This window comes from bacterium, from assembly GCA_016716565.1.
GTDB lineage: Bacteria > Bacteroidota > Ignavibacteria > Ignavibacteriales > Ignavibacteriaceae > IGN2.
Map to the genome: position 1 here is coordinate 1 of JADJWC010000002.1, position 14708 is coordinate 14708.

Below are 14708 nucleotides of genomic sequence, written 5' to 3' on the forward strand. Positions count from 1 at the left end.
TTGATCTCTTCCTTTTCACAAACTGAATCTGCATCAGTTTTAGTTTCCAATTCGATATATCTTTTCGTCAGCTTCATCGAAGTGAATTTAATATCGAAGAATTCAGGATATGATTCTTTGGAGATTACTGGAAGTTGAGATAGTTCATAAGCAAACTGCTCAAGAGTCAAATTCGTTTTATCATAAAGCTCATCTGGAATTTCAATCCCATATATCAATTCAAGCTCTGATAGTGATTTTATAAAATCTATCTCATCCAGGTTCTCGTCAAAAAGATCAGCTATTACAGTATCTGGGCTGTAGTGTTTTTGAATTGTTGATTTTGAATTCAGCAATGTGACTAATGTATAAAAATATTTAAGCATAATCTGGTCCTGGCTTGATTTCTTTTGTTGGATAAGTCTGTGATCTTACTTCGTCAAATGGATTAGCTTTTACTTTGTGCTTTGCTAACAATTTGTAGAATACTATCTCAGACTTTGCTCGATTCTTATGATCTAATTTTTCAGAAAATGGTTTATCATTATTTAATTGTTTCATTGGTTATTCCCTCCGGAAATATTAAATGTGGAAATTTTTCCGCTGATATTGTTCCTCTTTTTACTCCCACATAGATGGCTGATTTGGGATTCACAGGCCGAGTCCATCCGCAAACCTGGCTGAGGTAACGAATTGTTGAAAAACTTATATATTGATCCAGCATCTTGCTCAGCTCATCGGCTGCCTTGTAGCATCCATACTCAATCCAAAGCTTCTTGACTTCCTCGAGTCCTATCTTATTGGTTAAAGTATTAGTCATTGTGTTGTTTCTTTTTCCTACTTGACTGTTATCCCTAGTCATAATTGCCTCCTAAATTGTTGTCCCTACTGCCGTTTAATTTTTATTTTCTGGATTCTTTGCAGTAGACCTCATTATTTATTGCCACACTTCATTTACGATTGCCACACTTTGCGTCACACTTTATTTCCTAAGTACGGCAAATATTCATTTGATTTTAGCCTGAATTCGTACATTGCCACACTTGCCATAGATTGCCACACTTTTTTCAACAAGGTAGGTAGGGTATTACATTTTAAAAATATTTTTTGACCTGACCTGAGTTTAAAAAGTATGGCAAAGTATGACATCTATGGCAACCCCCTTATTTTAAAGAACTTACAGACTTCGCCTTCTCAAAAAAGTATGGCAGGAAGTGTGGCAATTGCCACACTTTAATCCCAGACATAATACCAATTATCATCCCCTGCCTTCCTTGATCTTTCGGATCGAATGTCATACAGCTTCAGGCTTCTGCCAAGCTGCATATTATTTACCTGTTGATTCGTGTAAATATGGTTGAATGCGAGGAGTGCCAGATCTTTCCTGATTCTGCCTTCCAGGTCACTTGCTGTCAATTTAATCCGATTAGCTTTACCTAAGAACTCCTGATCCTGCTCCCAACTGCTGTGTATAATATTCTCCTCGAACCATTCCACATCCTTGCCCTTTAACCTATTGGCAAACTCCTCAAACTTATTCAGAGCCACGGATACCATTGCACTCTTCTCTTCATTTTCAATGCAGGTCTTTGCTGCAATCGGATCATATTTCCAGTTCATCAGGAACTGAGCAAATTTAGGAACCTCTGGCTTCAGTGAATTAATAAATCCTTCAGGATCCTTCTTGAACCATTCGAATGAAGTCAGGTTGGGTCCTGTAGTAACTACATTCAATCTGCGATCTTTATTCTCTATGAACAAAGGCACCTTTTCATTACTGAAGAATAGACAATTCACATAGTTTGTGATAGAATAGTTACGGATATTCTTTTCATTTATCATAACATCTGGATCAGTAATGATCGCTTTAATCCTTGACTTGATATTATTTCTTGTGCTGTTATCGTGAGCCACTTCATTGAATGCAACAATAATAGTATTCTTAAGCCAGGGATTGAAATCACTCTGAAGATCAGAGTCTTCCACTTTGACTGTCTGCTTTCTTCCAAATAATTCCTTCAAGACCTTATCTAGAAAGATACCCTTCCCTGCTCCCTGCTCTCCCTTGAGGACCCACGCAGTAAGTTGTTTTTGTCTGGTCTGCAAAATACCTGCAAGCCAGTTCAAGAATCTTTTTCTTTCACTATACTTTGGAATAATATTCATTAACAACTTATAGATATGTGGAAAATCTATCTTCGGATAAAAAGTCTCCGCTGTATTTTTCAATAACATATATTGTGTTGGTATAAACAGATTAATTTTTTCCTGATCATAATTAATCCGATCATTAAAATTCACATCAAAATCTGCCTTCAGTATAGAAAACAAATCAGGCATTGGTTCTCCGCCTGATATCAGAATATTCTCAAGTATTTCTTTTGGAACCCCCATATATATCTCATCATCTTTTGTATCAAGGTAAGCATATGCGTTTGTGCTTCGCTCAATGAATGGGAAATATCTTTTCTTTCCATCAAGCCTTTCACTCTTAATTTTCTTATACCTTTCTATCCTCTCTTTTACTTTTCGCTCTTTAATTAATTCATTGACCAATGATTTATCCAGCTCAAGTTTATCTACCATCATATTCTTTATCTCAGCAATATCCTGAGCATCAGAGGTTAGGGTAGTTAGGTAGAGTAGTTCATCTCTGGCATTCTGCCGAGATAAGAAATCATCCTTTTCAAACCCATCCAACTCTCTTTCAGCCAACCAGATAATACCCTTCTTGACTTTCTTGTAAAGATCCTGCGTTGCTTTAAGTCCATTAGCCCGATAATATTCATCAGGATCTTTGTGAGGATCAAGCAATTTAGGATCAAGAACAAAAGGAGTAATATCAGATTCTTTCAGGATCAATTCTACTGCATCAATGGTATTCTCTAATCCTGATAATACTTCCTCTTTATCCTCATCTACTTTATCAGTTTGCTTCTTTTCCTTTGGTTTATCATTATCAAATGAAATAATAACATTTTTTGCTTTAGTTGCTCTCAAACCATCCAGATGTTTAGTACTCAACCTGCCCTGCCCAACAGCTGTAGCGTTTTTCATTCCTGCAGCAAAAAAGTATGTGGCATCAGGATAGCCTTCAAAGAGAATAATAGTTCCCTGATCTTTACACTTGCATAAATTAAAAACGTCATCCTTTTTCAATCCTGCTGATGAATCATATCTCTCCTCCACTGGATTTCCATCCTTATCAGCCTTGTATTTTACTGCACCTGGAGTGGCTCTTTTAATAAAGCCTGTTATTTTCCCTTTCAGATTTCTATACGGCAATGCTAACCTGTAAATATCTCTGGTTGAGCCAAACAAAGGAAGATTATTTATATCATCTTTCATATCAGGATGTTTCTCAAGCAAATATTTTTTTATTTCACTTGCCGGAGGGAAAAAACAGAACTCAGATTTTTTCAAAACTTCAGGATCATAACTTCTTGAATTAACGAGGTAATCAAGCACATTCTTTGCTTTGTCTGTAAATAATAATTGGTGCATCCACGTGTTCAAAGTCTCAAACAACTCTGCGTTTGAATTGAACTGTCTGATTCTTTCCTTCTCTTCATCTGTAATCTCTTTATCGAATGGATTATTGAAATCAACAGAATGATTGATCCCGAACTCTTTTGCCGCCCATTTCAGGGCATCGATGAATTCACACTTTAGAACAATCTTTATCAGTTCAATATTATCGCCGCCTCTACCGCAAGTCTTGTGAAAACAATTCCAATACTTTTCTTCAGTTTTAATTGAAAAACATTTACCACCTTCTGATGGATGTCCCGTAGGGCATTCACCCTGATAACTGTTTCCGTTTTTTGTAAGATTCAATCCAAGTCTTTCTGCAACTTTTTCTGTTTGCAATTCGTTTATCTGATTTTTCAGTTTTACATAACTTTTATCTCCTTCCTTCTTTGTGTAATTGGTATTCATTTCTGTTACCTCGGTTTGATGTAGATGTAGAATAAGAGTGGATAATACTCTTTAGACTGCGAATTGAGTTTCCATATTTCATTGGTTCTACTTTAGCATTCATTGAATAATATTCATTGACAGCATTTTCAATGTTATCTGTTGATTCAAATACAAATGTTGTAAGTCCTCTTGTTCTGGTGTGCTCAATTAGTCTGAAATTCTGGGTAAGCAAATATGCGGAGAGGTAAAAATCCTCGTTTGAATAAGTTCGCATTTGATCACTCCTGTTTTTTTCTGTTCAGGGTGGAATGCCCTCTCTACTGAAAGAGCATTCCTATATAGTTTAAATTGTCTGGGTTTTAGTTTACAGGTAGTAAGTTTCGAAGGGTTTTCAGTTGCCTACAATTAAATATACTGTCCGCTTGCATCCTTGTCAAGCTCAAAGTTTCTTTGATTTCAGCATTACTGCTTCTGGTTCACCACAGCATTTGCAATATCCAACACCTTTTACTTTTATCTGCTTCATAGGGTAAAAAATGTATACAAATGGTGCCGAATGATCAGGATGACGACCTATAAATTCAACTCTTCCAGTAAACACTGTGTGTAATTTACTCTCTTCAAAATCCTTATAAAATATATATGCACAAAGCTCACCATCTTCAAATTCTCTAATTGTATTATAAATTAATTCCTCACCATCGTTCATATCTTTTGCTAACTGCTCGTAGCATTTGCATTCCGATATATCAGACCAACCTAAAACAGGAATGGTATTACTTTTCAATTCAATTTTCATATTCATAAATTGATTTTAATTTTAGTAAGTCTGAGAGACTTTAATGATTAAATTAGTTTCTGGTTGTGAAGTTTTTAGGTTGGCAAATTCAAATTTTCAGTCTTAAACAGGGCAAATCAGAGCTACTGCCCTATCTTTAATATAGTACTTTTCCACTTTAAGTACAAGTCCACCTGCGACTTTTTTTACTGTTATGCAAAAACATGATATTTAAGCTAAAAACGCATGCCTGATTTACTCGAAAAGTAAAGGATCCCTAACCAGACATTCATTTAATTGGAAAGATGCAGATCACTTGGATAACTTGAATAGAAGCCCATAGCCATGAATTTTAATTTTAGATATATCAACCATAGGTTCAAGTAAAAAAGTGGTCTAAAACACGAGTATGGAGCTCTGAGCATGTGATTTTGGGGTGTGCTTAAATAATTTTACAATAACTATTCTATACCTCTCTCCTGTTAAATAGATGGGAACTTTTAATATCTACTCCACTTTAAATCCAACCCGCCAACAGCATTCCGCAGGTCATAATTAAAGTTTTTTATGCTTAAAGACAATTACACCATCTTTATTAAATTCTGTTTTATCCTTATCAACCAAGCCAATAATCTCATAAGTATTTGGACCATCATACATAAAACGACAATGAACTAACTTATCAACGATAAAATCCTTCCCTTTCGATTTACCCACAATTGCAATGGTTTCGGTTGCCTGCATTGGAAAAGTATTTGAAGCAATAAATTTAACACTGTGTTTTCCAACATTTACATCAATAAATGAATCGTCAAAATCTGCCCATTCACGCTCAGAGTCTGAAACATCTGGATTGTTGTAATGCTTCTTAATCCATTTGTAGTCAGGATGATTGGTATCGATAAATAAATTTTCTTTGTTTGTTTCGAAAGATTTTATTTTATGTTTCATTTTTATCTTCTCTTACTTTTAGTCGATTAAACAATATATCCCCAGTCTATCTTATTTAATTGACTGTAACCACAATTTATTTTTTCCAGCCTAGTTAATGTCAACCTTTCTTCAAGCATACTGATTGCAGTCCAGGCTTTATGATTCGGCATAAGAATATTAACCGTGTCGGTCTTACCATTATTTAGATATGGTTCACCGCTAAGAATATTTAGGGAACTGTCAATTGGCGTATCTTTTCTGTTTCCTGATTGCAGAAGTTTTCCATCAAGCAGATCCTGCCCTGTCAGATTCATTACATCCTGCCAATTGTAATAGTTTAAACCTTTATTTTTCAAAGCCTTTGCTCCACGATTAAAGGTCTCTTGTTTGAGCTGAAGTAAATCATTCTTATCTCCGAAAAATGGCATTGCCATAACTCTAACAAATATTTCTTCATTGGATAATTTTTCAATTGTATCCAAGCGTTTTTTTATGGAAGGAGTATATAGTTCTAAGTTACGCAATTGATTTTCATATGGAGTGGAGAAGCTAATTTCAACTTGAACCATCTCTTTCATTTCTTTCAGCTTGTCCAGGTGATTTAATATCAAATGACTTTTGGTAAGAATGTGAAGCATCCATTTATTTCCATTGTTCCAATGCTTTTGAAAAATATTTAATATCTCCAGTAAGGTATCAGTTTGATTTTGTTTTCTGATTTCTGTGAACAACTGAGGGAGATAATAATCGCTATGTTCGTTGATCTGCACTCTCTTTAAGTGCTGAGGTAGTATTGAATATTTTGTTAACTCTTTGTCTAGTTGTTCTGGAACACCCAAGCGAACCGTAACCTCCTCAAAAAAACTATCACGTTTATATTTAATTAATTTGCAAAGGCAAATTGGAGAGTAGCAAAACTTGCAGCAGAAAAAACATCCCATAGTAGGATTAAGAGTAAAAGGAAATCCATAAGGATAGATTCCACTGCCTTGAGCACTAAGTGCTGAACTTGCACCGGGTTTGAAAGTAACTTTTATATTTCTTGTCATTTTTAATCTCCTAATTAAATTAAGGCGGGTTTTCCCCGCCCCTGATTTAAACTTGAATGTAATAATTAAAATAAATATTGTGTGGAACCACTAATAATATTAACTCAATCCTTCTCATCTACCTAGATTATTTTTTTCCAACCACTTAAATGAATAGCCGGAAAAGTTTCTTCATCTACAACTTGAAGTCCATTATAGAATTCAATCCAAACACTGTCATCCTTAACTTTATCTAAATCAGCTTTTCCTAGTAATTTTAATTTATGAACATATGGTTCAAAAGGATCAGAACTAATTGCTTTTTTATCATATTCGGTTCTCACTATTAAATAGTGCTTTGGAATTTGAAGTAATGAATTAGGTTTTCTTGAATATGCTTCAAATGCAATAATATCATAATCAATTTTTAGATCGTATTGTAGCGTACTCTCCTTATTGATCATTAACTGCCTGTATAATTTTGTCCTTGTGCTTATTTCATTCCAAACTGGAATGATTATGGGGGGTATAACTGAAATTTTCACCTGAGTGTCCTTATTATAATTGATTGTATTTATTAAATGTGTAATACAGATAATGTTCATCTGCAAAATCATCTTGGGTCTCGACTCCAAAGTCATTTACACTATATCGTGGAATAAAACGTTATCACCTTCTTGAACTCGAAGGGGTCCAGAGTATACTGGAATTGTAAGAAGAAGTTTATAAACCATCTTCTTATAATTTCGTGTAATTGTTGAAAGTGTAGTACAAATATTCTTCATCTGTCATCATATCTGCGATTTCAATAAAAAAAGATTTTACCTCAAATCTTGGTGTAAAGCGAAAATAATTTGTGGTAAAATTTCCATTAGACACAGATTTCCAAAGTTGCCATTGCCCAATAATTTTTTTATAGCCTGTTTATCATTCCAGATAATCACAGCACCTTCAGGGGTATCAGTGCCTGCAATGAAATGTTGAATGGATGTAATAGATTTTCCATTCATAATTCTATCTGCAAGCTTTTTTTCGTCAGGTTGAGTAATATCCAACTCCATTACCAATTGGGCTTTGTGTAATCCTGTCCCAAAAACAATTTTCATTTGTTATTCCTATTAAGTTTGGGTCAATCGTCAATCCCGGTTATTATACTTCTATTAGTTATCTTGATCATTTTCACGATCTATTTTCTCTCCTGTATGCAAATCATAAAAAAGTTCCCAAACACAAAAGTCTTCATCCATTCCTGGAATTCTAACCTTTTCACCTTGCAATAGCTGCTTACATATTCCTAGCTTTGCGTTTTCATCAAGCATATTAATAACGCACTCTTCTGCAGCCCGAGCTGCATAAAATGGAGATCCATCACCATCCGCATACAATCCTGTAATACCTGCCATAACTGCTACTGCGACATTTTCTTCTTCGTCTGAAATTTTCCAATCGAACAACGCATTGTTAAGGTCAATTACCTCTTGTCTTAATTCCTGATCTATCATTGTATTATTCCTTAAATAGTTAATTTTAATGCAGCCCTACCTGAGCAGAGCTGCTATGAATTAATTTGCCCTTATAATTTTGAGCTGTTGTTTTTCTTTTGATCGTCACCATACTGATACACAACACCAGAGTGTATATCGGTTTTGTCCAAGCCTAAATCATCCCATAGTTCTGGATTCTCTGAACCTAATCCCAGTTTAACAGAAGGAACAGACTTTAACTCATCTTGAATAACCTGGTATATTTTTAAGCGTTCGTCCTTGCTGTAACGCCATCTCTTATCCCCGGGTTGTGGTGCAACTAGTTGTTGGTTGCGGGAAATTAAACCAGATTTTGGATGAACGTTTTTGATGTAGTTCTTCAATCTAGTTTTATAGCGAACTGTGCCGACTTTGATTTTACCTATTGCTGATAAATTGACTTCCTTCTTTAACCTCATTATCAATACACGGTAATCATCCTCGTAACCATCGTATTTAATGATGGGCTCTATAGCAATGAGTATCTGGTATCCACCCTTCTGAATGAGAGCGTTTATAGCTGCAATCATTTGACCCAGTGGTGACGAATCTAATTCATATTTCTGAGTAACATAATCTGTGTTGAGACTGAAAGTCACTTGCACCTGATTCCTCCCATCATATTTCAGAAGGTTGTGAATGTTTGCAGTCTTTGTTCTGAACTTGAAATTAAATTGAGGATCTCTTTGAACTATCTGCATCAATTCATCAATCTGATTAGTGATCGGATCTAATCCCAGCACATCAGAATATTCGCTGATATTAATCCATAAAGGATTCTTTGAATTCTCAGCATAGTAACTCGGGATTTCTTTTTTCAATTGCACAGACAGTTTTTGAGTTATAGGAATTCCCATCTTCAGGAAGAACTCTCTCAAATGCTTCTTCAAGAATTTTATTGCATCTTTATCTGTGGTTACTGCTGAATGCTTTTTAAGTACTTCCCTTCTGATAGTATTATCACAGATATCTTTAAACTTTTCCGGGACCTTATCCAGCGGAGTTTTCAGATAAAAAGAAATTGCACTCCATAGGGTAAGTGTCATCCTGTATACTAATCGCTCAGAAACAGCCTGAGCATAAAAGTTTTCTGTGTCCACATATACTCTGGTCCACGGAGTTCCTCTGCCTGAAACATCAAGATAGCAGAACAAGCATCGCAACGGACAGTGTGAAAGTATTTTACCCATTACCCCAAGATTTTCTGATATCCGTCCTGGAGAAGCAAAAACCTCCATAAATGGAGCTGAACGGGTACAGATAACTATGGTTTCTTTGAGGTAATTCTGCAGTGCTTTACCCTTTAAATTAGGACGCGGTGGTGTGTTGGTTGGGATGAAACTGATGATAACCTTGCGATAAAGTTTTTTAATACGGTTGATCATCTGTTGAGTACGCGGATATGGGAGAGCAGATTTGGAAACATATACTCTCTTGGGGGTGTATGTTTTAATGCGCATACCTAAAAAGCGCGCTATATAATTAATAATCTTTTTCATTTTATATCATATTTTTGTTTTAAATAATAATTTGAAAGAAATTTGAAGGGCAAAGGTGGTGATCTGCAATTTTGTGGTGAAACCATGCATAAATCTTGTCTACCGCATTCGATTGTCTTTATGCCATTGATTAACAATTTTCCAGTAAGACATTTTTCACTATCGACGAGTTGAAATCCCAGATTAGTTTGGGTTACTGAAAATAATTGATGTATATATTTAGAGTAATCAGAAAATGATTTTGTGGAAAGTAAAAAGGTGAGTTTAAAATAGAAAACACTTATACAGCTCAGATTTAATCCGCTGTTGTAAGTGTTGTAAATTATCTTACCGATCAACTTCAATATTTTATTCAAGATATGCATCGCACGCCTTCAACTTGTTCTGAACCCTACTCCTATTTTGTGGGTTCAGGAAGGATTAGCATTTAGCCTGAATAAATCAGAAATGATTTATCGGTAAAAATTAGAATGAACTAAGTATTGTGCTATTTTTCCAGCAAAAAATATACCGATAGAATTATTTTAATTTTAGCCAAGAAGGGAATGATCGAAAATGTAAAAAATGCGACAAGTAATAATTATTTGTCATTTTGACACAAACTATAATAAGATATGCCTTAGAGCGGTACAATTTGACTGTTAATTTAATCCAGTCCCTCGGCAGTATTTCTCTAGTCATCACTTCTCAAGTGTGCAAAGATCTTCATAGTTTTGATATCAGCGTGATCGAGCAGTTTACTCACTTCATAGATTGAAACTCCTTTCTGCACAAGCCAGGAAGCGAAAGTAAATCAAAGCGAAAACATTATTAACTATGATCTGATAAAATTGTTAAATTTAAAATGATAATTATACTTCATAGTTTACTATATGCCTTATAAACTCAATAAAATAATCCTCCAGCGTGATTGGGACTGGGGGTATGAGTCATATACTTATGATCTCAACACTGAAATCGATTTCCCCCTATTTGCATTTAGCCTACAAGCAAATTAAGGTTTTTGCTAATTACAAGAAATTTAATCTTTTCTAAATATTTCTGTTCATCCCTCTTGACTTCATGCCACTTGGCATCTATATTAAATAAAGGGGACAACCTTTCAAAATTGCCCTTTAATTTAAAATCGGTATAAGAAATATGGGTAGTGGTTTAGTTTTAAATGCTTTATGCCTACTAAAATGAAACTAGGTTCTCTATTCGTATAAGCTCAATTCAATAATCAATTATTAATAAATGGAAAGACAGTCTAACTATGATGACGTAGCACTTTTGAGTCTTACTAAAGCTGCTCAGATTATGCGCATTGGAAAGTCTCGTATTTATGATTTAATAAACACAAATAAAATAAAAATTGTCGACTTAAATGGAGTAATCCGAATACCTTACTTTGAAATAAGAAGGTGCCTGGAAGATCTAAGTGGATATACATATTATTCACAAAAATCTGTTGATCAAACTGCAACAAGTAAAAAAATTATTACTAATCCAAAGGATATAATGAATAAGATAAAGAAATCAGGGAATGGAAATGAATAATAAAAAAACAAAACATTTATATAAAAAGAATGGATTTTGGTTTGTTAGGTATAAACATCCAGCAGATAAAAGTTGGAAAGGAATAACGACAGGATTGCGAGATCTTGAAAAGAACTATGAGAAAGCTAAAATCTACAGAGATGAGTTTTTAGAAAATCTGAAGAAAATCGAAACACTTGAATTTAAAGAGGGAACTATTGAACAAGCTTTTGACAGGTTTAAAGAACTCAATTCCAATAAATCAAAATCAACACAAGCGACCTATGAGTATTTTTTCGATTATCTCAAAGAATACATTGATGTTTCCCAACCTTGCCTGGTAATTACTAAGCTGAAAAGTGAAGGATTTATATCATGGTTATTCAAAAAAGATGCTCTTGAACAGAATACTAAATATGGAATTCAAAAGAATTTCGTAAAGTTTCTGAACTTTTTATTTGAGTATGAGTACATACCTAAATTCTTCAAGCTTAATAAGGACGTTAGAATAAAACCGGCTGTCAAGGAACCAATCATATTTTCTAACAAGGATAGGAAGAAAATAATTTCAGAATTAGTCCCGCAAGAAAAAAATGAAAATTTCCAGTTAATGATTTACCTGCTAATGTATTCAGGTTTAAGACCGAGTGACATTATCAACCTTAAGGTTGACCAGATAGATTTGGAAAAAATGGAGATGCGATTTTATTCCTCGAAGACAGGTAATTGGTTTGTAAGGCCGATTCACAACAACATAAAAGAAATACTCTCTAAGAGCATAGAAGGTAAAAAATCAGAACGACTTTTTGACTATGCCGAAGTTAAAAATATGGGTAAAGCATTCCAGCGTTATTTATCTGATATTGGCCTCTCAGGTAAGGATTATGATTTAAGGACATTCAGAAAGGATTTTATTTCCAGAAGCCAGGAAGCAGGAGTTCCTATTAATGTTACAGCATCTTTAGTGGGCCATAGCAATATAAAAACCACAATGACTTACTATACAAAACTCTCATCAAATCACCTTAAAAAAGAACTAAAAAAACTAAAGTAGCAGACATTTTTGCTACCATTTTTGCTACCTACAAAATTCTTTAAAAAGTAAAAACCCTGTAAGTGTTTTACTTACAGGGCTTTATCTGGCGGGGCCGACGAGACTCGAACTCGCGACCTCCTGCGTGACAGGCAGGCGTTCTAACCAAGCTGAACTACGACCCCGTGGATAAAATCTCAAATAACAAAAGAAAAATTTCAAACCATATTGTTTGAAAAAAGCAGCCCAAATATATAGGCTGTTATCTCTAAAATCAATAAGAAATTTTTATTGAATCACTCAATTATTCATCACCGAAACTGATCCCGATTGCTCGCGCTGCAAGCACTGCCTGGTTATCGGGCTTGACTAATTTTTGCCTCGAAATTGCAGCTGCAATCTCGACTTCAACTATCTCATTTCCTCTTAGTGCAGCCATCTTTCCGTACTTTTTCTTTGCAGCAAGACCAATTGCGAATGCACCAAATTTTGTTGATAGAATTCTGTCAAATGGTGTTGGACTACCTCCTCGCTGCAAATGACCTAAAACAGTCACGCGAGTTTCCCTGCCGGTATTTTTCTCAATATTGTCAGCGACTACTTTTCCAATTCCGCCAAGCTGAATCGGATCTGTCCTTTTTACATCAGTTCCTTTTGTAACAAGCTGACCGCCAATTGGCTTTGCACCTTCAGCTACGCAGACGAGACTAAACCTTTTTCCCTGCAATTCTCTTTTATGAATTTTATCATAAACACTTTCCCATGAAAATGGGAATTCAGGAATAAGGATTAAATCAGCTCCTCCTGCTAATCCACCATGAAGAGCGATCCATCCGGCATATCTTCCCATTACTTCGACAACGATAACCCGATGATGTGATGATGCAGTTGTGTGTAAACGGTCCAATGCCTCGGAGACAACAAACACCGCAGAATCATGACCGAATGTCATATCGGTAGCATCCAGATCATTATCTATTGTCTTAGGAACTCCAACAATGTTAATTCCCATATCCATTAATTTTTTACAGATGTGCATCGTACCATCACCGCCAATCGCAATTACTGCATCCAGATCAAGTGCTTTGTAATTTCTCAATACGTTCTGTGATTTATCAAGAATCTCAATCTTTCCTTCCTTTTCAACGGGCCAATGAAACGGATCACCTTTATTTGAGGAACCGAGAATTGTTCCGCCACGTGACAATATTCCTGACACATCTTCATTTCTAAGCTCAATAGTTTTTCCTTCGACAAACCCTTCGAAACCATCGAGTATTCCATATACCGTCATACCATGATCCTGAGCTGGCTTTGTAACGCCGCGAATGACTGCATTTAAACCCGGACAATCACCGCCGCCGGTCAAAATTCCAATCTTCCTGACCTCTAAATTTTTACCCATTTTTTTCCTTATTGATTAAACACTTTGCGGGAAGTTTTGAAGTGCAACTTAACTAGTTTCTTTACGACTTCATCCCCATATTTTTCAACTAGCTTTCTGGATGCCAATTCAACATCAACAGAAGCTCCTTTAGGTATTTCAAATTTAAGCTTTTTGCTTTGATTCTTAAACCATTTAATTATTACCTCACGAGCCAGGATTGAAGCAGCTGCAACTGCCATAAATCTTTCACCTTTTGTAACCTGATTAAGATTTATTGACCTGCCTTTTTGCTGTAATGAATCTATAATGATTTTCTCATTCCCGAATTTATCGCTGATTACGTATTCAGCATTACATTTATGCAATAGATTTTCTATAACTTTTGCATGTGCCCAACCCATCATCAGATTCAGATTTCCCATTTTCTCATAAAGCTCGTTGTACTTTTCAGGATTAATGATAATCAAATCATAAATTAGGTCAGGAAGCTTTACTAATTCAGAGGCAAGCTGACTTGTTTGGGTATCACTAAGTTCTTTGCTGTCTTTTATTCCAATTTGCTTTAGGTAAGCAGAGAGATTTGGATTAATATAAACTCCCGCGATTACAAGCGGACCAAAAAAATCACCTTTGCCGGATTCATCTGTACCTATGTATGGATATGATGGTTCGCATTCAGTTTTCTCTTCTACTATTAATCGTTCGCCAAAAATCAAATCACTCACTTTCTTATAAATTTTCAAGTCTTTGTTGCCCTGAAGAACAATTTTGTTCCCTTTCTTTCCAAAGAAAACATGCAATGAAATTTTTTCATTACCGGTGCTTATAAATACCTGGTATGAATATTCATTCTTTATTGGCTCAGTAACTGTAAATTTTTCTTTTATGAGATGACGACTATAACGTGATATTATATTCAGTGCGGTATTTTCTTGTGAGTTCACTTCGAGTTAGTTTATTAACGATTACTTGATAATAATAAATTATTGTGTGCGAATATCCACAAATTAGTTTTCTTTTCAAATTTAAGTGACTGATGCATTGACAAATGGCTTTGCATATTGTAGCTTAAGCCAGTAAGAATTTTTGATTATTAATCAACAAACTCT

The 14708-nt window shown here is 35.0% G+C and carries 16 protein-coding genes and 1 tRNA gene; 2 read left to right on the forward strand and 15 right to left on the reverse strand.

Features of this window, described 5'->3' with window-relative positions; all coding sequences use genetic code 11:
• The 12 genes from IPM14_06655 to IPM14_06710 all read right to left on the reverse strand — a co-directional run.
• A partial coding sequence (locus tag IPM14_06655; protein MBK9097802.1) for a hypothetical protein occupies positions 1–365 on the reverse strand: 365 nt, incomplete at its 3' end.
• Positions 358–540, reverse strand: coding sequence for a hypothetical protein (locus IPM14_06660; protein ID MBK9097803.1), 183 nt, complete (start codon positions 538–540; stop codon positions 358–360). The genes IPM14_06655 and IPM14_06660, both read right to left, overlap by 8 nt.
• A complete protein-coding gene (locus IPM14_06665) occupies positions 524–841 on the reverse strand; it encodes a hypothetical protein (protein ID MBK9097804.1) in 318 nt (105 codons plus the stop codon). The genes IPM14_06660 and IPM14_06665 overlap by 17 nt, the downstream gene beginning before the upstream one ends.
• A 371-nt stretch (positions 842–1212) precedes the next feature.
• Positions 1213–3918 carry a toprim domain-containing protein gene (locus tag IPM14_06670; GenBank protein MBK9097805.1) on the reverse strand — a complete coding sequence of 902 codons (2706 nt, stop codon included), beginning with the start codon at positions 3916–3918 and terminating at the stop codon, positions 1213–1215.
• Positions 3884–4174 (reverse strand): hypothetical protein, encoded by a 291-nt coding sequence (locus tag IPM14_06675; protein ID MBK9097806.1) that lies wholly within the window; start codon positions 4172–4174, stop codon positions 3884–3886. Before IPM14_06675 ends, IPM14_06670 begins: the two co-directional genes overlap by 35 nt.
• Before the next feature lie 165 nt (positions 4175–4339).
• Entirely contained in the window at positions 4340–4687 is a 348-nt protein-coding gene (locus IPM14_06680; protein MBK9097807.1) for a hypothetical protein, read from the reverse strand.
• Positions 4688–5233: 546 nt separating this feature from the next.
• A complete protein-coding gene (locus tag IPM14_06685; protein ID MBK9097808.1) occupies positions 5234–5629 on the reverse strand; it encodes a hypothetical protein in 396 nt (131 codons plus the stop codon).
• A gap of 26 nt (positions 5630–5655) precedes the next feature.
• Positions 5656–6660, reverse strand: coding sequence for a hypothetical protein (locus IPM14_06690; protein ID MBK9097809.1), 1005 nt, complete (start codon positions 6658–6660; stop codon positions 5656–5658).
• 122 nt (positions 6661–6782) lie between these two features.
• On the reverse strand, positions 6783–7184 hold the full coding sequence (locus IPM14_06695) for a hypothetical protein (protein MBK9097810.1): 402 nt from the start codon (positions 7182–7184) through the stop codon (positions 6783–6785).
• Positions 7185–7460: 276 nt separating this feature from the next.
• Positions 7461–7745: a hypothetical protein gene (locus IPM14_06700; protein ID MBK9097811.1), complete on the reverse strand. Its 285-nt coding sequence runs from the start codon at positions 7743–7745 to the stop codon at positions 7461–7463.
• A gap of 54 nt (positions 7746–7799) precedes the next feature.
• Positions 7800–8141 carry a hypothetical protein gene (locus tag IPM14_06705; GenBank protein MBK9097812.1) on the reverse strand — a complete coding sequence of 114 codons (342 nt, stop codon included), beginning with the start codon at positions 8139–8141 and terminating at the stop codon, positions 7800–7802.
• Between the two features lie 71 nt (positions 8142–8212).
• The gene (locus IPM14_06710; protein ID MBK9097813.1) at positions 8213–9661 is read right to left on the reverse strand and encodes a hypothetical protein; all 1449 of its coding nucleotides are present in this window, start codon (positions 9659–9661) and stop codon (positions 8213–8215) included.
• A 1236-nt stretch (positions 9662–10897) separates the two neighbouring features.
• Here IPM14_06710 and IPM14_06715 point away from each other — a divergent pair.
• Both IPM14_06715 and IPM14_06720 read left to right on the forward strand, forming a co-directional pair.
• The gene (locus IPM14_06715; GenBank protein MBK9097814.1) at positions 10898–11200 is read left to right on the forward strand and encodes a helix-turn-helix domain-containing protein; all 303 of its coding nucleotides are present in this window, start codon (positions 10898–10900) and stop codon (positions 11198–11200) included.
• Positions 11193–12233, forward strand: coding sequence for a site-specific integrase (locus tag IPM14_06720; GenBank protein ID MBK9097815.1), 1041 nt, complete (start codon positions 11193–11195; stop codon positions 12231–12233). The genes IPM14_06715 and IPM14_06720 overlap by 8 nt, the downstream gene beginning before the upstream one ends.
• An 86-nt stretch (positions 12234–12319) precedes the next feature.
• Here IPM14_06720 and IPM14_06725 read toward each other — a convergent pair.
• The 3 genes from IPM14_06725 to rnhC all read right to left on the reverse strand — a co-directional run bounded on the left by IPM14_06725 (position 12320) and on the right by rnhC (position 14543).
• A tRNA-Asp gene (locus IPM14_06725) sits at positions 12320–12397 on the reverse strand.
• 119 nt (positions 12398–12516) lie between these two features.
• A complete protein-coding gene (locus tag IPM14_06730) occupies positions 12517–13617 on the reverse strand; it encodes an ATP-dependent 6-phosphofructokinase (protein ID MBK9097816.1) in 1101 nt (366 codons plus the stop codon).
• A gap of 8 nt (positions 13618–13625) precedes the next feature.
• Positions 13626–14543, reverse strand: a complete 918-nt coding sequence (rnhC, locus tag IPM14_06735; GenBank protein ID MBK9097817.1) for a ribonuclease HIII — start codon at positions 14541–14543, stop codon at positions 13626–13628.
• Positions 14544–14708: the final 165 nt, after the last annotated feature.

Coding starts and splice junctions, on each gene's coding strand:
- IPM14_06710 (MBK9097813.1), bottom strand. CDS start 9,661: ATGAAAAAGATTATTAATTATATAGCGCGCTTTTTAGGTATGCGCATT.
- IPM14_06700 (MBK9097811.1), bottom strand. CDS start 7,745: ATGAAAATTGTTTTTGGGACAGGATTACACAAAGCCCAATTGGTAATG.
- IPM14_06730 (MBK9097816.1), bottom strand. CDS start 13,617: ATGGGTAAAAATTTAGAGGTCAGGAAGATTGGAATTTTGACCGGCGGC.
- IPM14_06660 (MBK9097803.1), bottom strand. CDS start 540: ATGAAACAATTAAATAATGATAAACCATTTTCTGAAAAATTAGATCAT.
- IPM14_06720 (MBK9097815.1), top strand. CDS start 11,193: ATGAATAATAAAAAAACAAAACATTTATATAAAAAGAATGGATTTTGG.
- IPM14_06670 (MBK9097805.1), bottom strand. CDS start 3,918: ATGAATACCAATTACACAAAGAAGGAAGGAGATAAAAGTTATGTAAAA.
- IPM14_06715 (MBK9097814.1), top strand. CDS start 10,898: ATGGAAAGACAGTCTAACTATGATGACGTAGCACTTTTGAGTCTTACT.
- IPM14_06675 (MBK9097806.1), bottom strand. CDS start 4,174: ATGCGAACTTATTCAAACGAGGATTTTTACCTCTCCGCATATTTGCTT.
- IPM14_06665 (MBK9097804.1), bottom strand. CDS start 841: ATGACTAGGGATAACAGTCAAGTAGGAAAAAGAAACAACACAATGACT.
- IPM14_06690 (MBK9097809.1), bottom strand. CDS start 6,660: ATGACAAGAAATATAAAAGTTACTTTCAAACCCGGTGCAAGTTCAGCA.
- IPM14_06685 (MBK9097808.1), bottom strand. CDS start 5,629: ATGAAACATAAAATAAAATCTTTCGAAACAAACAAAGAAAATTTATTT.
- IPM14_06705 (MBK9097812.1), bottom strand. CDS start 8,141: ATGATAGATCAGGAATTAAGACAAGAGGTAATTGACCTTAACAATGCG.